This is a genomic window from Spirosoma fluminis (assembly GCF_054778895.1).
Window position 1 is genome coordinate 274,873 of record NZ_BAAGZD010000041.1, and the last position, 18,855, is coordinate 293,727.

The following is an 18,855-nucleotide window of genomic DNA, read 5'->3' on the forward strand; positions in this document are numbered from 1 at the left end:
AGTTATACTGTTTGTAAAGCTACTTAGTTAAAATACTGATCTAATAGCCACCTTTCCAATAAACCGGTATAGTTACTAAGCGGACATAAAATCACTAAAAACCTGCCCGTTAGGGAACAGCAAAGCTTTCCTGCTAGCCTTATTCGTGTTAACCTACAATGCATTCTTGTCTTGACGGAGCCGGTTTCTACTTGTTATACAGGACACGAATTGGATTCACTACATAATCGCTCCTATATAACCGAGAACAGCTTTAGCAGCCCCCTGAACAGAGATTCAGGACACAGCAGCATAGACGAACCCTTACTTATCCTTCGTAAGCCGCTGCTCTTTATCAAAGCATTACGTCTAAAACTATGGTAAAAGCCAAATAAAAGTCAAAGGCTCTATTAACTATAAATCCCTCTTTTTAGTAGTATTAGTCTAGATTCGCAAAAGACACCCGAAAAGCCAGAGCCCATGCCGATATTCACATTAGGGATTGAAGAAGAATTTCAAACTATTGACCCCCATACCGGCGAGTTGCGTTCGCACATGTCGAAGATTGTAGAAGGCGGAAAAATTGTGCTTCAGGAGCGCGTTAAAGCCGAAATGCACCAGGCAGTCGTCGAAGTGGGCACCAATATTTGCAACAACATCCACGATGCACGTCAGGAGGTTACGTATCTCCGGAAGATGATTATTGAACTGGCGGAACAGCAAAACCTGAAGATCGCAGCCGCCGGTACGCACCCCTTCTCCGACTGGCAGGATCAGCTCATCACGCCCAACGAACGCTACGACCAGCTGATTGACGAGCTGCGCGACGTAGCGCGGTCAAACCTGATTTTCGGTCTGCACGTCCACGTAGGCATCGAAAGTCGAAACGAGGGCATCCAGATTATGAACGCGGTGCGGTATTTTTTGCCCCATATCTACGCGCTATCCACTAACTCTCCGTTCTGGCGGGGACGTAACACCGGCTTCAAATCGTACCGCTCGAAGGTGTTCGACAAGTTTCCCAGAACCGGCATCCCCGACTACTTCTCTTCGGCGGCCGAATACGACGAATACCTGAGTCTGCTCGTTAAAACCGGCTGTATCGACAATGGCAAAAAAATCTGGTGGGACATCCGGCTGCACCCTTTTTTCGACACCATCGAATTCCGCATCTGCGACGTACCCATGCGGGTTGACGAAACCATCTGTCTGGCGGCTATCATGCAGGCGCTGGTGGCCAAAATTTACAAGCTGCACAAACAGAATCTGAACTTCCGGCCGTACCGGCGCATCCTGATCAACGAAAATAAATGGCGGGCCGCCCGCTACGGTATCGAAGGCAAACTGATCGATTTTGGCAAGCAGGAAGAAGTGCCGACCCATGCCCTTATTCATGAGTTGCTCAATTTTATTGACGATGTTGTGGATGAATTAGGTAACCGGGCGGAGTGCGAATACGTCTTAAAGATTCTGGAGATGGGAACCGGGGCCGACCGCCAGTTAGCCGTTTACCAGCAGACCAACGACCTCAAACGCGTTGTGGATTATATCGTTGACGAAACTTCTTTAGGGATACGGTAGTTATTTTTAGGCGGATACCTACTGCAAACGTTACGCCGTAACTTATCATCATGAGCTTAGTAAAAATTGCCGTTCTGGACATGAATAACAGCCACGCCAACGAAGGCATGCGCTGTATTTTGCACTTGATTCGGAACGTACAGGGAAATGATCGTGCTGAACTGGCATTCGATATTTTTGATGTTCGTACTAACAACGAAATTCCCGATCTGACCTACGATGTGTATATTTCTTCGGGCGGCCCGGGAAGTCCGATGCCCTCGGAGGAAGCCTGGGAACAGCCGTATTTTGAGTTGATCGACCAGTTATTCGACTGGAATCTTCACAACGAGCGGAAGAAATACGTATTTCTGATCTGCCATTCGTTCCAGCTCGTGGTTCGCCACCTGGAGCTGGGTCTGCTGAGCAAACGGAAGTCGACTTCGTTCGGCATTTTCCCCGTTCACAAGGTCGATGAAGGATTTACGGATTTGCTGTTAAATGAATTGCCCGAGCCGTTCTATGCTGTCGACTCTCGCGATTATCAGATTACGGAACCCAACAATGAACGCCTGAACGATCTGGGAGCGTCTATCCTGTGCCTGGAAAAAGACCGGCCCCATGTTCCATTGGAGCGCGCTGTGATGGCCATCCGCTTCTCAGATGAGATTATTGGCACGCAGTTCCACCCGGAAGCCGACAACGAGGGGATGCTACGGTATTTCCTTACGGACGAAAAACGCAACCACATTGTTCTGAACTTCGGTCAGGAGAAATACAATGATATGGTCGCTTACCTTCAGGACCCGACTAAAATAGCGCTGACGTCATCGGTCATTCTGCCCGGTTTCCTGCGGCAGGCCATTCGGTCACTGTCACAGGAAATCGAAGAAACCGAAGCGGTTTAAATAATTGATCTGGCCCACTAACAGCGCTACCAAACCGCTGTTAGTGAGCTGCCCATTGCGGACTGACACAAGCACGTTATGATTAAACCCGTTCGCCAGGCCTTCAATCAAGCCTTTAACCCGGATAAGTACCAGGCTTTTCTAGCGTCTATTGACGCCGATTTGCCCGGCCAGCTGGATTTTCGCATTGCCGAAACGCCGGTCTTTGTTCCCAAAGCCCTCACCGATAAGCTGCTTGTGGCCTGTGACGATATCGTAAACGTGATCACGGACGACAACTTTAAAGGCTTAACCGAGAATGCAATTCCAAACGAGCAGCGAGTTCCCAACGAGGATGCTCACCCGCAGTTTCTGGTAATCGACTTTGCAGTCTGTAAAGACGATGCCGGTGAGCTTGTTCCGCAGTTGATCGAACTGCAAGGATTTCCATCGCTGTACGGTTTTCAGCCCTACCTGGCCGACCGTTTCCGCGCCAACTATCCCATTCCGGTTACGCTTTCGCACTTATTCAATGTAGCAGACAATCAGGTGTATTGGGAACGGCTGCGGCAGATGATGGTGGGCGACTGCAACCCCGAAGAGGTAATTTTGCTGGAAATCTACCCCGAGAAGCAGAAAACGCGAATTGACTTTACCCTAACTCAACAGGCGCTGGGCATTGCTCCGGTCTGCCTGACGAAGATCAAAAAAGAAGGTCGGCAACTGTTTTACGAGAAAGACGGTCGGCACATACCGATCAAACGCATCTATAACCGGCTTATCTTCGATGATCTGCAAAACTTCCCCGATCTACAAACCAACTTTCAGCTTACCGACGACGTAGACGTCGAATGGATTGGGCACCCGAACTGGTTTTTCCGCATTAGTAAGTACACCCTACCCCTGCTCAAAGGTCCGTATATTCCGGCCAGTTACTTTCTTTCTGACCTAAACGAGTATCCAGCGGATCTAGACAATTACGTCCTAAAACCGTTGTTTTCCTTTGCGGGAAGTGGGGTTAAGATCAACGTCACCACCGAGGATTTAGACGCCATTCCGGCTCATAAGCGACATGAATTTCTGCTCCAGCGCAAGGTGAAGTACGAGCCGGTTATTCAATCGCCCGACGGCCTGGTCAAGTGCGAAATTCGGATGCTGTTTATCTGGCCCCAGGAAGATGCCAGACCGACGCTGCTGACGAACCTGAGCCGCTTAAGCCGCGGGGAGATGATCGGCGTTAATTTCAATAAAAACAAAGACTGGGTCGGCGGTACGGTTTGCTTTTTTGAGCAGTAATCAGAACAACTGAGCTACGTCCTGGTATACCCCGAATTTTCGTACATGGAATCCCAACCCGTTTCTGTAACCGAGAAAGCCTTGTTCAATCTGACTGGCAAGGTTGCTATTATAACCGGTGCCAGCAAAGGTATTGGTGAAGACATTGCCCGGCTTTACGCCCGCTTCGGTGCTAAAGTGGTAGTAAGCAGCCGCAAACAGGATGCCTGCGATACGTTAGCCAGTGACATACGAGCTGAAGGGGGCGATGCTACGGGCATAGCCGCCCACGTAGGCGACATGGGCCAGCTTCAGCAACTGGTCGACAAAACACTGGCAGTGTACGGCGGCATTGATATATTAGTCAACAATGCGGCTTCGAATCCAGTTTTCGGCCCCTCGCTCGATTGCGACGGTGCGGCTTTTGACAAGATCATGCAGGCGAACGTAAAAGCTCCGTTCGAACTCAGCAAACTATGTTATCCCAGCATGAAAGCCCGCGGGGGCGGCAGTATAATCATGATGAGCAGCATTGCGGGTCATACACCGGACCCCGGCTTAGGAATGTACAGCGTCAGCAAGGCATCCCTGAACATGCTCACGAAAGTACTGGCGAAAGAGTGGGGACCCGATGGTATTCGCGTCAATGCCATTTGCCCCGGCCTGATTAAAACGAAGTTCAGTCAGGCGCTCTGGCAGAACGAACAAATTCTGGATCACTTTACGAAACGTTTGCCCATCGCCCGTATGGGAGCGACCGACGAAATCAGCCCACTGGCGTTGTTTCTGGCTTCAGACGCATCGTCCTACAGCACGGGTAGTTTGTTCTACGCTGATGGCGGTACGGTTATTTAAGCGTTACAACGAATGCCTCCTATCGAAACTCGTGAAGTCTGGTTGCGTGGTCCCTTGCCAGACATCCCTCCGCTTCTTCAGCCCGTAGCGCATGCCCTTTTGCAAGCGCGCGAAGAGGTAAACGCCTTACTCGCTGATTTCCCTGACGCCTTACTTTGGGTACGTCCGTCGGGCGTGGCTTCGGTCGGCTTTCATCTACAACACCTCACGGGCGTGCTGGATAGATTGTTTACCTACGCCCGTGGCGAAGCCCTTTCTTCCGACCAGTTAGCTGCCCTGGCGTTGGAGGGTAAAGCGACCGACCTACCGGTTTCTGTGCCAAACTTAGTCGATCAGTTTAACAGGCAAGTTGATTGGGCAATTGCTCAACTGCGCGAAACGGGAGAACAAACGCTGACTGAGCCCCGGCCCGTTGGCCGTGCTCAGCTTCCTTCAACGGTGATCGGCCTGTTTGTACACGCGGCCGAACACACGACCCGCCATCTGGGCCAACTGCTGGTAACCGCCCGCGTTGTGCAGGTAAGCTGATGTTCCGTCGGTTAAACTCAGTTGCCGGCTGACCGCCGTTTCTTCCGCTCCAATTACTACGTATCCTAGGGAACGCATCATTTATCGGCAACACGTAGCGCTAATAGCCGCAACGGGACGTAACGCCCCTTCCAATATCTCGACTTATTTTCATTTAACCCGGATAGTATAGCCCAATACCAAGAGCTTGTTAATAATTGGTCTAAATAGCTTTATTTCTATTGATCCAAGTTCCATCTTTGCGTCTGTTTATATTAATTCTAAATAGATGCGTTTATTTTACTACAGTACCGCTTTTGTTTTGCTCTTTGTTTTGCTGGCTACCGTACCAGCGGCTGCGCAAACACACGGTTCCATTAAGGGCATAATTACCAGTAACGAAGGCTTACCGGCTGGGTATGTTACCGTCGGACTCCGGGAAATTCGCCGGGGTTCGGTTACCGCCGAAGATGGCTCTTATCAGCTAAAGAACGTGCCCTCCGGCACTTACACCCTGCGGGTTTCTTCGGTAGGGCTGCAAACGCAGGAAAAAACCATCACTGTACAGGCTGGTCAGGTTAGTCAGGCGAATTTTGCACTGGTCGAGAACGCGGCTCAACTTACCGAAGTTGAAGTAACCGGATCAAATAAGGCCGTGCAAATCGGCAAAGCGGGTATTGCTCCTTTGGATCTGCCACAGATGACGGGTAAAGTAAGCAGCGTAGTTATTGAGAATCAGCAGATTTCCCGGCTGGGCGATGCGATTAGGAACGTAAGTGGCGTTTCGCTGACTCAGCAGCGGGGCGGAGTAGCTGAAACGTTTTCGGCGCGCGGCTACAGCATCGGTATTGCCGGTGCTGGTGGCAGCATCTTTAAAAATGGGGTCATCACCAACACCATGGGCTTTCCGGATGCCAGTACGCTGGAGTCGGTCGAAGTGCTGAAAGGAAGCTCTTCACTATTGTACGGAAACGTATCAGGCGGCCTGATTATCAACATGATCACCAAAAAGCCGAAATTCAATTTTGGTGGGGAAGCGTCGATGCGGGTCGGAAGCTATAACCTATATAAACCCACCGTAGACGTGTACGGGCCTCTTTCAAAAAACCTGGCGTTCCGGGTGGTAGGTACGTATGAAAACGCGAAGAGTTACCGGGATGTGGTAAAAACCAACCGTGTGTATGTCAGTCCGTCGCTACTTTACAAACTCGGCAGCAGAACAACGGTGCTGCTACAGGGCGACTATCTCCAGTCGAACCTAACCCCCGACAATGGCGTGGGCTCATTGAATAAAGATCAGGACGCGGTCATTCCGACCTCAATTCCCCGCTCGCGGTTTATCAACACGCTTTGGGCTTACAATAATGTTGACCAAACCTCGGGTTCGATCACGGTTGATCACAGCCTGAACTCCCGCTGGAAACTGAACGTCATTGGCGCTGCCCAAGGCACGAAGGTCACGGCCTACGGCGCGGGCGTTCCTAACAACAACGTCGCGGCTAATGGTGACTGGAGCCGATCATTAAGCCGGACCAAAACAGGTGAGAATAACTACACGGGGCAGGTTAATTTGAACGGTCGCTTCAATACGGGCTCCATTGGTCACCAGCTCCTGGTAGGTGGTGACCTGGTAAGTATCGTCAGCGTGAGCAATGCATTTACCATCACCAGCAATGGCGTAACCGTTACGACCTACGATAAAATTAATATTCTGAACCCTGGCCTGTATGAGCAGCGGACAGACATTCCGGATGCTACCGCCATCTCCCGCACTACGTCGCCCTCGGTCCGGACGGGTTTCTACGCCCAGGATCTGATCCGTTTGACGAACAAAATCAAATTGCTGGCAGGATTGCGCTGGTCACAGCAAAAAACGGTACAGACGACCATCCTCAACCTGAGAAACCAGACCGAAAGTCGTGGCCCCGCCGAAACGAAAACGGATGCAGCTTTTTCGCCTAAAGTCGCGTTAATTTACCAGCCAACGCAGTCAACATCCTTCTTCGGTAGCTACGCCAACAACTTCACCATCAATACCGGCCTTGACATTTACGGGCAGATTCTGAAGCCGTCTATAGTTGACCAGTTCGAAGCAGGCGTCAAGAACGATTTGTTTGGCGGACGGATCACCGCAAATCTGGGCGTCTATCATATCGTGAATAGTAATTTCGCGCAGATGGCTCCTGTCAAGCTGGATGGTTCGCCAAACACCGATGCGAACGTCAAAGAGTTTACAGGACAAACCACGAGCGATGGGCTGGAAGTCGACATCACCGGTAATCTTTCCAAAAACTTCTTCTTTATTACCGGTTATGGCTACAACTACATGCGCTATACAAAAGCATCGCGGCTAAAAGGGTCGCCGATTGAGGGGGAACGGTTAACGAATAATCCCGCCCATACAGCCAATGCCACGATCTTCTACACGTTCGACCTTCCCCAGCTTCGGGGCCTGAAAGTTGGCGCTACCGCTTTTTACACCGGTGCCCGCTACGGAGGCAACAACAATACGTATGGACAAACGCCTGAATTCAGCCGCCTGATTCCGCTAACTGGCTATACAACCATTGACCTCTCGGCTGGGTACAGCTTCCGGAAAATCTCGCTGTTGGCGAAGGTATCGAACATTGCCAATACGCTGAATTACCTGATCCACGACCGGTACAGCATCATGCCGATCCCACCCCGCCAATTCGTTACGACCTTATCCTACCGGTTTTAATGGTCAATTAGCTATACCGAAATCTCGTTGAAAGTCCATGACCCTATTACGTTCGAACGTAATAGGGTCATGGACTTTCAGATAAGGTAGCCGACGAACGATACGTAACAATAAACAGAAAACCAGAATACAACTCCGCTTCCCGGCTTGCTATGCGTATTATCGCTACGTCTTGACCATTAAACGGGCTTCTTTCGATTGGCGACCTTGGCGGCTGTAAACTCCGATGGGGTAAGCTGATACTGTTCCCGAAAACGTTTGGTAAAATAAGCCGGGCTCTCGAAGCCAACCCGGTACGCGGTTTCGGTGCTGCTAAGCCCCTGTTCGAGTAGTTCAGCCGCTCGTTTGAGCCGGTAAGCCCGAATGATCTCTCCGGCCGACATCCCCGTCAGCGCCTTCAGTTTGCGGTGTAAACTCATTCGGCTCAATCCACTTTGCTCGATCAGATCATCGGGCCGGAAGGAAGAATCGTCCAGATGATCCTCCAGCAAGGCATATACTCTATCCAGAAAGGGATCGTTCGTTGCGGAGTCAGGGCCCAGGCTGGGTAGAGGCTCGTCGGCCCGGGTCAGGCGTGCATGTATCCAATCCCGCAGCTGTCGACGCTGTTCGAGCAGATTACGTACCCGCAGCTGAAGCTCCTGCACATGAAACGGCTTGGTCAAATAATCATCGGCACCGGCTGATAAGCCCGTAATTCGACTGTCGTAGGACGATTTTGCCGTCAGGATCATAACGGGAATATGACTGGTCCGCTGGTCTTTCTTGATCTGCTCGCAGAGCGTATACCCGTTCATGATCGGAACCAATACGTCGCTGATAATTAAATCAGGAAGGAGGGCAATAGCTTGTTCCCAGCCCACGGCTCCGTTAGCGGCCCGATACACCTGATAGCGATCGGATAAACTGTCGGCGATAAACTCGGCCAATTCGTCGTTGTCTTCAACCAATAGGATAACCGGCTGCTCATCCGTGAAATCTGCGTCGACTTTCTGCGTTGGGGCCGAACCAATAGGCGTTTCAACCGCAGCCGGTGCTGTACCCGGAGCAATGGGCAGATACGGCAAGTGCACGATGAACGAACTTCCGCGCCCTACATCGCTGACTACGTTAATGGTGCCTTTCTGTAGGTCAACCAGTTCTTTCACCAGGGCCAGGCCAATACCAGTCCCCTCCTGCTGCCGGGTACTGGAATCGTCGACCTGATAAAAGCGGTCAAAAATCCGACCCAGCTTATACTCGGGAATCCCCGTTCCGGTATCGGTGACGGTCAACGTAACGCCCGGTGTCAGACGCACATCAACCTGCCCACCGGCGGACGTAAATTTAAGGGCGTTCGACACCAGATTATACACGATACGTTCGAGTTTACGTGCATCGAAATAATACTCAGCGTGCAGATCTTCGTGATGAAAGATGAGCTGAATCGACCGGGCTTCGGCCTGAGCTTCGAACGATAAAATCACCTGTTCGACAAATGAAACCAGATTACCCCGCACCTCTTCAACCTGGAGAGCGTGCGCTTCCAGCTTAGCCAGGTCCATCAGCTGGTTGATGAGCCCGAGTAGCTGGTGTGCATTTCGTTCGATCACACCCAGCCAGCGTACGTCGTCCGGGTCGCGCCACTTCTGTTTCAGCTTCTCAGTTGGGGCCAGAATCAGGGTGAGCGGAGTCCGAAATTCGTGCGTAATGTTCGAAAACAATCGGGTCTTCAACTCGTCGATTAGTTTAAGCTGCTGGGCTTGTTTGTGCTTCAGATACACACGGAATAAGCCGGCCGCTCCCCCGCCCAGCGCCAACGCATACAGCACATACGCCCACCACGTGGCCCACAGTGGCGGATGGATGGTAATCGTCAGGGTTCTGACGTGCGTACTCCAGCGCCCCGAGGTGTTGGTCACGTTCAGTTGTAGGGTATACGTACCGGGGCTGAGGTTGGTATAGGTAGCTTCCGGCCGATTGGTCACAATCCAGTCCCGGCTGACCGGACTCAGCTTATAGCGATACCGTAGTTGGTCGCGCCCGTTGAACTGCAAGGCCGCAAAACGTACCGTCAGGAAGTTCTGATCGTGGGCAAGTTCCAGGTGCTGAACCATCTGCACGGGCAGCGTATCAATCAGAGAGCCGGGTCCAGGGCTAACCGACTGATTGTTGATCGCAATATCGGTCACCTCAGTAACGGGCTGGTACGTATCCTCCCGCAACTGAGTCGGTCTGAACGAAATAAGTCCTTTCAGGCCACCCAGAATAAGACGTCCATCAGGAAGAACCAGGAAGTGGAACCGGTTAAACTCGTCGCCCGGCAGGCCATCGTCGCGGGTAAACGTACGCACTTCAAACGTCCGTCGGTTCAGTCGGCACAGTCCCTGATTCGTAGCGATCCAGAGAAACCCCTGCCGGTCGGGGATAGCCGTGTATATGACGTTATTCGGCAGACCATTCTGCCTGGTCAGGCGTTGAGACTTACCCGTTCGCTTGTCGAAACGGCACAGTCCAGTGCCGGACGTACCAATCCAGAGAATATGTTTATCGATTGGGTCGTCGAACAGACAAAGCAGCTTGTTACTGCTCAGCGAAGCGGGGTTACCCGTCTGAAACGAGTAATTTCGAATCTGGCCGCTGGACCGGTCAACGCGAAACAGGCCCTTGGTGCCGGTTGCCATCCAGAGCGCCTGATCGTCAGCGACCATTTCAACAATGCGGGCCTGAATGGTGGGACGTAGCGCAACGGGCAACAAATGCCAGTCTCCCTGCTCGTACCACCTGGCCTCACCATCGTGCACAGCCCACACGCGCCCCTGCGGGTCAGTGGCCATCGGCGCGATCTGATCGTCCCAACTGCGTTTTCCCCGAACCGGAAACGGAATTTTCGTCAGGGTCTTCGTCTTCAGGTCGAACCGATAAAAAGGCGAAGTACCGACGTTGAACCATAATTTACCCTGTGCATCAGTCGTGTACCGGAAATTATATGGCCATTGTCCCTCCTGCGGGTCAAAATAGGGTACTTCGGCTTCGGGTATGCCCAACTGATTCCGGAGTACATCGTTGACGAAACTGGACTGATAAAGAGCCGCGTTGAACTGACTGACCTTCAGGTTGTATTTACGAACACCCTGCCCATTTGTACCCAGCCATAATACGTCCGAACGGTCGATAAACGTGCTTTGAACCCGATCTAAGCCGCTGCCCTGATCAATCAGTTGAACGCCATGCTGATCATTGAAGCGAAACAGAAAATCACTGTAATTGAAATAATAATTTCCCTGGCTATCAACGGTACCAGAAGGTCTGAGCCACCAGGGAACATTAGGCACATCCACCGGCAGGGGATACGCTCTGCTCTGTTCCGTACGGGGATTGAATACGGTCAAATGCTGGCTCGACAACAACAGCAGATCGCCGTTCTGGCGGAGAAAAATAGTTTTAAGTCCATTCTCCGGAATGGCATTCGACTGCCCAGCTTGCTGCCGGTAATGCCTAAACTTACCCGTACGATTGTCGAGCCGGTCGAGGCCATTGGAAGTAGCGAACCACATATTACCTTCCCGATCTTCAACAAAGGCAACAACAGTATCGCTGCTCAACGAACTGGGATCGCCAGCGCGGTGGCGGTACCGTTCCACCCGACGCGTAACCGGGTCAACGCGGGCCACTCCGTGCCGTTCGAAACTCAGCCACAGCCTCCCCCGGCTGTCCAGTACGTGCACAAAGATTGTATCGTGATCGAATGCCCGCCGGTACCAGCTCTGGCTGGAAAAATTAATGAATGTTTCCCGACGTGGGTCAAACACATCAATGTCACCCTGGTCACTGCTGACCCAGATACGCCCCGCTGGATCGAGCTTTAGGGACAGCACTGCCGACGACGACAGCGCGGGCCGTCCGTCGGAACCCGGCTGAAAAACTTTGAAATTCTGCCCATCGTAGCGGCACAGGCCATCGCGGGTTGCCATCCAGATAAAGCCTTGTTTATCCTGAATAATAGAAGGAACAAAGGCCTGCGGAAGTCCCTGCCGATCAGTGATAATTTGGGGTTCGGGCAGTTTAAACGGCTGGGCTGACAGGGCAAGTACGTTCAACAGACACCATACGCTTACCCAGGCAGACCATTGTCTGCTACTTCGACAGCAACAGGTTCTTTTCCGCTCTTCGGTCGACGCACAGCCGCCTTGAAGAGACCTTTCTACAGAACCAAAGATTCCAACTGGCTGTAGCACATTCCAGCAATGTAACTTGCTTGTAAACAGTTTTTTTAACAGCTTATACTTGACGTAAGTAACTGAATGTACGACTACTAACGCAAAACCGATTTATTGAGCAACAAGTTATTTATTTCCATCCAGTATTTACCAATAAAGGTCACATCCTCATCAAATAGCCTATTTTTCAGATAGATACAACAGCATAAGTAAATAAATCAAAACATTTTGTTGAGTAAAGGCTTTTTTATATCACCTGTCTGTCATTTACTAGCTTACTGATCGAGTAAGAAGATAAAAAGAGGGATTTTGGGAAAGTTGTTATATAGTTTGGTATAAATGAGATAGTGTTTGTTTAAAGCCCCCGCTAAGTTGCGGCCTGATTTAGCCCGTATATACTACGTGCTTCCCATAAACACCATTTTGTTCAATTAGTCGTTTCTGCGCTCGGTATCTGGCGTCAATATCTTCACAACTTGAGTTAATATTCATCAATAGTTGCTAAGTGTCTATGAAGAAGGTCCTAACCGATGAAGAGTTTATCCGCAAACATCTTCCCCTTAATCCCACCGATTGTTTCGAAGAACTTTATAGTCGTTACGTAACGAAAGTCTACCATCGCTGCCTTTCTTTAACCCGCGACAGTGAGCAGGCTCAGGATTTCACCCACGACATTTTTCTGAAAGTGTTTGCCAAGCTGGAATCCTTTCAGGGCCGATCAAGCTTTTCAACCTGGCTGTATTCCATCTCCCATAACTACTGCATGGATCAGTTGCGCTGGTCGAAACGCTCAGCCACGGAAGCTATGGAATCTAACGATGGTCACGACCTAGCCGACGCAAACGAAAATAGCACCATCGAGGAAGCCCTGGGACTATTAAAAGAAGTAGTTGATCAACTGGCACCCGATGAGAAGATACTGCTTCGGCTAAAATATGAAGAAGAACTGAGCGTCGGGCAGATTGCGATGCAGTACGGTATCAGCGAAAGTGCCGTGAAGATGCGACTGAAACGAACCCGGGATAAAATCTATAACCGCTACCCCCGCTACTGATTTAGCTTCTGTTTTATTGCTACCCAGGGCACCGACGATTCCTCTTATTGGTGATCGCTGGCTTTAGCTGTCTGGCTACACGCTTACCCTGGCAAATCGCCTGTGCATTTCTTGGTCACAGGCAGCCTGGAATTTTCGGTTCAATAGCCTGGAGCAGGCTGATTTTGAGCAAACAGAAAAACGTTATTCCCCTGATTTTGTACGTAAGAAGTAACTTTGAGTAAGCGTAAAACTGATAAATTAGGGGCTGGCCAATCCTAAAAACGCTTACTGATGCCTTGTTTTCCGAAACTGCTCTGGTTTACCGCCTTCCTCTGTACACTCACACCAGCCGCTGTCCCGGCGCAATCGCCTTCCTCAACAACCCGTTTTGCCTTCGCCGAACCGAGCCTGTCACCCGACGGCACCGAAATCGCGTTCGTCTCCGGTGGCGACATCTGGACCGTCTCCGCAACGGGTGGTGAAGCTCGTCTGCTTATATCGCACCCTGATAACGAATCCCGTCCCTTGTATTCACCGGACGGAAAATACCTGGCCTTTACGTCCTCGCGTACCGGAAACGGCGATGTCTATCTGCTGACGCTGGAAACAGGGGAGGTAAAGCGCTTAACCTACGACGATGGCAACGAAGTGCTGACAGCCTGGTCGCGCGATAGCCGGATGGTATACGTTCAGGCCACCAGCCGCGACATTGCCGGGATGAACGACATCTATCGCGTGCGGATCACGGGTGGCACGCCGATGCCCGTAACAGCCGATCGGTACGCGAATGAGTTTTACGGCACTCCCTCCCCCGATGGCACGACGCTGGCCTTCTCGGCGCGCGGAATTGCTTCCAGCCAATGGTGGCGCAAAGGCCGCAGCCACCTGGACGAAAGCGAAATCTGGTTGCTTCGTGATATCGATAAAAAAGGCCAGAATCCGACCTATCACCGCTTCACGGAATCAGGAGCCCGGGAACTGTGGCCCATGTGGAGCGCTGACGGCAAATCGTTGTATTACGTTTCCGACCGCAACGGTGTTCAAAATCTATATGTTCATCCGCTCGGCGGGAAGCCAACAGCTCTGACCACGTTTAAAAATGGCCGCGTTCTGTGGCCGATGATCAGCTACGATAGCCGTACCCTTGTATTTGAACGAGATTTCCAGATCTGGAAACTCGACCTCGCCAGCAAACAGGCGGTTCCGCTGGCAATCCGGCTCAGGGGCGCATCGGCTAGCCCGGCCGTGGATCGGTTAAGACTCACATCGCAGTTTAGGGAGTTAGCGTTATCGCCCGACGGGAAGAAAGTGGCTTTTGTCGCGCATGGCGAAGTCTTTGCGGCTTCGGCTAAAGATGGGGGCGACGCGGTCCGAATTAGCAACAGCCCCGCCGTTGAATCCCAGCCAACCTGGTTGCCGAACAGTCGTGGTCTGGTGTATGCATCAGATCGGGATGGCGTAAGTCACCTGTTCCAATACGACTTTTCGACACGTACCGAAACGCGCCTGACCAACGAAAACACGGATGATGGCTCACCCGTTACTTCGCCGGATGGCAAATCCCTGGCGTTTGTGCGCAATGCGCAGGAACTGCGCGTGCTCGATCTGGCTACCAAAAAAGAGCGCGTGCTGTATAAAGGCTACTTAGGGCGTCCACCTTTTGCCAATGGGAGTTCAGTTGTCTGGTCGCCGGACAGCAAATGGATCGCTTTCGCCAGCTACGGGGCCAAGACATTTCGCAACGTATCGGTCGTTCCGGCGCAGGGTGGCGACAGCAAAGCCATTAGTTTTGTCGCCAATACGTTCGGGGGAGACATCAACTGGAGTCCCGACGGAAAATACATTCTGTTCGAGACCGCGCAACGTACCGAACTGGCGCAGATCGCCCGCATTGACCTCGTGCCCCGTACGCCGAAGTTCCGCGAAGATCAGTTTCGCGATTTGTTCAATGAGGAAGTCCCGAAGACGATAACCTCCACAACGCCAACCCCTGCGCCCAAAAAGTCGGCTACCCGCGATACAACCGCCCTGACGGCTTCGGCCGATACGACCCGGAAACCGGCGGGTAAACAGTCGTTACGTATCGTGTTCGAGGGTATTCGGCAGCGACTGAGTTTGTTGCCCGTGGGGGTCGACGTAGACGCGCACACCATCAGCAAAGATGGTAAAACCTTACTGCTCGTGGCAACCGTGGCCGGTCAGCAGAACCTGTACACCTACTCGCTCGATGAGCTGGCCCGCGACCAGCCCGTTGCCCGGCAGCTCACCTCTACCTTCGGCTCAAAAAGCGGGGCTCAGTTCTCGCCCGATGGCAAAGAGGTGTACTATTTAGAACAGGGACGTATTCAGACCATCAGCCTCGACCGGCGCGATTCAAAACCATTGGCTATTACGGCTGAGTTGGACGTTGACTTTTCGACCGAAAAAGTGCAGGTATTTCGTCAGGCGTGGGATGTGCAGAACAAAGGGTTCTACGACCCTGAGTTTCATGGTGCCGACTGGAACGCCGTAAAAGCGGAATACGAACCATTGGCATCCAGCGCCCGTACGCCCGATGAGCTACGTCGTCTGCTCAGCCTGATGGTGGGCGAACTCAATGCGTCGCACTCGGGTGTTTCGGGTCTGCCGAGCGCGGTTCAGACCACAACAGGACGTATTGGCCTGCGTTTCGACCGGGCTGAATACGAGCGCTCCGGCAAACTACGTATCACCGAAGTCATTGCGCTGAGTCCGGCAGCTCTGACGGGAACTATCAAACCGGGCGATTACCTGCTGGCGGTCGATGGAGCAACGGTCGATGCCCAGACGAACCTGGATCAACTGCTCGAAAATAAGATCAGCCGACGCGTAACGCTCTCCGTAGCAACATCGGCTACTGCAGCTCCCCGCGAAGTCATCATTCGGCCCGTAAATCTGGCTACCGAAAAGGGTTTACTCTATAAACAATGGGTCCAGCAACAGCGTGATTACGTAGCGAAAGCCAGTGCTGGTCGCCTGGGATACGTACACATGTTCGATATGTCGGCGGAGTCGTTAGCTCAGTTGTATGTTGACCTTGACGCTGAAAACCACGCCCGCGAGGGTGTCGTGGTTGACGTACGGAACAACAACGGCGGATTCGTGAACGCGTATGCCCTCGATGTGTTTGCCCGCAAAGGATACATGACCATGACGCCCCGTGGTCTGCCCTCGGCTCCAGCCCGTACGCAGTTGGGTCAGCGGGCGCTGGAAACGCCCACGATTCTGGTTACCAATCAGCATTCGCTGTCCGATGCGGAAGATTTTACGGAAGGCTACCGCGCACTGAAACTTGGTAAAGTGGTGGGCGAACCCACGGCCGGCTGGATCATTTATACGTCGGCAGCCCAGTTGATCGACGGATCAACGATCCGCCTGCCGTTTATCAAGATCACCGATAATAACGGCAAGAACATGGAATTGGCCCCGCGTCCGGTTGATGTTCCGGTTTCGCGGCCCATCGGCGAAAGCTATACCGATCAGAATGTACAACTGGATACGGCCGTCAGGGAGCTGCTCAAACAGATCGACCAGACAAAGCCCAACCGAGTGCTGACAGAAAAGGAATAAAAAGAACAAGGCCCGCAGATTTCATTTTCTGCGGGCCTTGTTCTATGACGCCAGTTGATCGGCCGTTGGTTCTCTCATTTTTGTTAGCAAAGCAGAATCGCTATCTCGGTACGCCAACCATGTATAAGTCGAACCCTCCTTTACCACCGGGTCGATTTGAAGAAAAAATCATCAGCTGATTCGTAAAGGCTAAGTTGCTGTTCAGGATTGGCCGATACTCGTTGTACGACGTATTGATGGTTGGGCCGAAGTTGACCGGATCAGACCATCGGCTTCCGTCCCATTTGCTGTAGTACAAGTCATAACCTCCGTATCCGCCGGGTCGGTTCGACGTGAACACCAGTGTATTTTCATCAATAAACGGGCATTTGTCGTCGGCCATCGATGATAATTCCGCTACGCGCTCGACCGTTACGTTCGCCAGCGATGGCAGGCGGCTGTGCAGTTCCGTACGGGCAACGTCAGGCAGCACCGCTTTGTATACATCGAACGTACCGCCCCGGTTTGAAGTGAAGTAAATAGCACTATAGCTTTTGTCGAATGTCGGATAGCCGTCGTCGGCCGACGAGTTTAGAAAGGGTACGGGGACCGGTTTGCCGAAGGTCTTTCCATCCAGTGTATTGCTGTTTGTCGACGTAGTGGTTGGGGTAGGTTTGTAGTTATGCGTTAGGTATATATTCAGATCGCCCGTTCGGTCAGAGGCAAACAGCATCAGGTATTCGCCGTAGTGTCGGCGATTGCCATCACTCAACAAATCGTGATCGTACGAGCGGATATAAGGTCCCAATTCATTACCCGTCGAATTGGCAATGTCCGTCGCCCAGTAGACCGGGGTTTGCTCCTGTACAACGTCCAGCCCTCCGTACGGTTGATTATCAAATGAAAACGTTCCCCTTTTCAGATCAAACGTGTAATTGAATGACTCCTGTACGAAGTTAAAATCGGATCGCCCACCCCGTTTTGAGGAGAAGGTCAACGCCATCACCCCACCGACTACGCTCAGATTTGAATTGTAATCGTCATCAACCGAGTTGATAGCGCCCAGATTGATCGGCGTTTCCGAAAGTACGGGGGGATAAGAGCGCTGCTCATCCTTTTCACAACCAGCCAAAAGTGTCAGCAGGCAGGCCATAGGTACCAGACGTTTCATACAATAAGAAGTTCAGGAATGGATTTGAATCAACGACCCTAATTTATGGATAACCGTTGTAAAAAAGCCGGAAATATAACGTTCCGGCTTTACAGTTCACCAAGTTTACTCGCCAAAATAATCATTGTCCATACGTTTGATTTCATACGTCTGCTGAAGTGTAACGCCCAGGTTATAATCAATCATGAGTTGAGCCAGTTGCTCCCCGTCGATTAAGGCAATTTTGGTTTCATTACGTGGTACATAATCCAATGCTTCTTTCGTGAAATTAGACGTCGTAATGAACACGCCTTTTTTAGCGCCTTGTCCAGCCAACGCACCCACAAACTTGTGCAACTCTGGTCGGCCGACTACGTTACCGGTTCCCCATCGCTTAGCTTGAATGTAAATAATATCCAGCCCAAGTTTATCTTCTTTAATGGTTCCGTCAATACCTTCATCTCCACTTTTTCCAATCGCTTTACCCGCATCTATAATGGAACCTCCATACCCCATTTTCACTAATAGTTCGACAACAAGCCGTTCAAAAAAAGCGGGAGGTAAGGATATTACTTTGTTCAGTAAATCTTGAGCAAGTGTTTTACGGATACGCTGATACGAACTTTCCAGCGTTTCCTCGGGTGTCTGTTGGGAGCTTTCGTCGGTTATTATTGATGGTGGTTCAACCATACTCTCCCCTTTCTTAGGGGTTTGAAATTCAACAAACTCGGGAAACTGCTTCAAAAACTTAACATCAATTTCTGTAGGTTTTTGTTTGAGCACCTGTTTACCACGAGTTGTGATCACAATTACAGCTCGTCTTGGCGAATCAAGTAAACCTGCTTTTTTCAGGTACGTTCTTGCCCAACCGATTCTATTTCCAAACAAAAAGGTTTGTCCACTCGGTAAAAGCTCATTTCGTTCTTCTTCAGTGAGCTTGAATTGATCGCTTAGTGCTTCGACTAATTCATTGAATTTATGTTCTTGACCGTCTGCTACTAATTTAAGTAATGGCAGCATTGCACTTTGATAATCAGGGATAGGCATGGTTAATAAAAAAGGTGTCGAGCTTCTTCGCCCGACACCAAATTATTATAAATGATCAAGAGTTGTACTGC

Annotated in this window: 11 protein-coding genes; 8 read left to right on the forward strand and 3 right to left on the reverse strand. The window is 51.3% G+C overall.

The genetic code is table 11. The features are described from left to right. Positions 1-459: 459 nt before the first annotated feature. From ACYVBJ_RS23125 to ACYVBJ_RS23150, 6 genes are all read left to right on the forward strand, one after another. Positions 460-1,560, forward strand: a complete 1,101-nt coding sequence (locus ACYVBJ_RS23125) for a carboxylate-amine ligase (protein ID WP_460975430.1) — start codon at positions 460-462, stop codon at positions 1,558-1,560. Between the two features lie 50 nt (positions 1,561-1,610). Beyond that, complete coding sequence (locus ACYVBJ_RS23130) at positions 1,611-2,447, forward strand: type 1 glutamine amidotransferase (protein ID WP_460984666.1); 837 nt, start codon at positions 1,611-1,613, stop codon at positions 2,445-2,447. Positions 2,448-2,525: 78 nt separating this feature from the next. Continuing rightward, on the forward strand, positions 2,526-3,722 hold the full coding sequence (locus tag ACYVBJ_RS23135) for a hypothetical protein (protein WP_460984667.1): 1,197 nt from the start codon (positions 2,526-2,528) through the stop codon (positions 3,720-3,722). A 45-nt stretch (positions 3,723-3,767) separates the two neighbouring features. Then, positions 3,768-4,556 (forward strand): glucose 1-dehydrogenase, encoded by a 789-nt coding sequence (locus tag ACYVBJ_RS23140; RefSeq protein ID WP_460984668.1) that lies wholly within the window; start codon positions 3,768-3,770, stop codon positions 4,554-4,556. 12 nt (positions 4,557-4,568) lie between these two features. Continuing rightward, a complete protein-coding gene (locus ACYVBJ_RS23145; RefSeq protein WP_460984669.1) occupies positions 4,569-5,084 on the forward strand; it encodes a DinB family protein in 516 nt (171 codons plus the stop codon). A 268-nt stretch (positions 5,085-5,352) separates the two neighbouring features. After that, positions 5,353-7,785, forward strand: a complete 2,433-nt coding sequence (locus ACYVBJ_RS23150; RefSeq protein ID WP_460984670.1) for a TonB-dependent siderophore receptor — start codon at positions 5,353-5,355, stop codon at positions 7,783-7,785. Between the two features lie 179 nt (positions 7,786-7,964). Here ACYVBJ_RS23150 and ACYVBJ_RS23155 read toward each other — a convergent pair whose 3' ends face one another. Further along, a complete protein-coding gene (locus ACYVBJ_RS23155; RefSeq protein WP_460984671.1) occupies positions 7,965-11,864 on the reverse strand; it encodes a hybrid sensor histidine kinase/response regulator transcription factor in 3,900 nt (1,299 codons plus the stop codon). A 631-nt stretch (positions 11,865-12,495) separates the two neighbouring features. Here ACYVBJ_RS23155 and ACYVBJ_RS23160 point away from each other — a divergent pair. Further along, a complete protein-coding gene (locus ACYVBJ_RS23160; RefSeq protein ID WP_460984672.1) occupies positions 12,496-13,038 on the forward strand; it encodes an RNA polymerase sigma factor in 543 nt (180 codons plus the stop codon). 273 nt (positions 13,039-13,311) lie between these two features. Beyond that, complete coding sequence (locus ACYVBJ_RS23165) at positions 13,312-16,608, forward strand: S41 family peptidase (RefSeq protein ID WP_460984673.1); 3,297 nt, start codon at positions 13,312-13,314, stop codon at positions 16,606-16,608. A 100-nt stretch (positions 16,609-16,708) separates the two neighbouring features. On the opposite strand, the gene ACYVBJ_RS23170 is transcribed toward ACYVBJ_RS23165, so the two are convergent. Both ACYVBJ_RS23170 and ACYVBJ_RS23175 read right to left on the reverse strand, forming a co-directional pair. Beyond that, the gene (locus ACYVBJ_RS23170) at positions 16,709-17,758 is read right to left on the reverse strand and encodes a TolB-like translocation protein (protein ID WP_460984674.1); all 1,050 of its coding nucleotides are present in this window, start codon (positions 17,756-17,758) and stop codon (positions 16,709-16,711) included. A gap of 105 nt (positions 17,759-17,863) precedes the next feature. Beyond that, positions 17,864-18,784 (reverse strand): restriction endonuclease, encoded by a 921-nt coding sequence (locus ACYVBJ_RS23175; protein WP_460984675.1) that lies wholly within the window; start codon positions 18,782-18,784, stop codon positions 17,864-17,866. Positions 18,785-18,855 lie beyond the last annotated feature (71 nt).

Bases quoted from the DNA above. Each gene is read 5' to 3' on its own strand.
- ACYVBJ_RS23125 (WP_460975430.1), top strand. From the start codon at position 460: ATGCCGATATTCACATTAGGGATTGAAGAAGAATTTCAAACTATTGAC.
- ACYVBJ_RS23130 (WP_460984666.1), top strand. From the start codon at position 1,611: ATGAGCTTAGTAAAAATTGCCGTTCTGGACATGAATAACAGCCACGCC.
- ACYVBJ_RS23135 (WP_460984667.1), top strand. From the start codon at position 2,526: ATGATTAAACCCGTTCGCCAGGCCTTCAATCAAGCCTTTAACCCGGAT.
- ACYVBJ_RS23140 (WP_460984668.1), top strand. From the start codon at position 3,768: ATGGAATCCCAACCCGTTTCTGTAACCGAGAAAGCCTTGTTCAATCTG.
- ACYVBJ_RS23145 (WP_460984669.1), top strand. From the start codon at position 4,569: ATGCCTCCTATCGAAACTCGTGAAGTCTGGTTGCGTGGTCCCTTGCCA.
- ACYVBJ_RS23150 (WP_460984670.1), top strand. From the start codon at position 5,353: ATGCGTTTATTTTACTACAGTACCGCTTTTGTTTTGCTCTTTGTTTTG.
- ACYVBJ_RS23160 (WP_460984672.1), top strand. From the start codon at position 12,496: ATGAAGAAGGTCCTAACCGATGAAGAGTTTATCCGCAAACATCTTCCC.
- ACYVBJ_RS23165 (WP_460984673.1), top strand. From the start codon at position 13,312: ATGCCTTGTTTTCCGAAACTGCTCTGGTTTACCGCCTTCCTCTGTACA.
- ACYVBJ_RS23170 (WP_460984674.1), bottom strand. From the start codon at position 17,758: ATGAAACGTCTGGTACCTATGGCCTGCCTGCTGACACTTTTGGCTGGT.
- ACYVBJ_RS23175 (WP_460984675.1), bottom strand. From the start codon at position 18,784: ATGCCTATCCCTGATTATCAAAGTGCAATGCTGCCATTACTTAAATTA.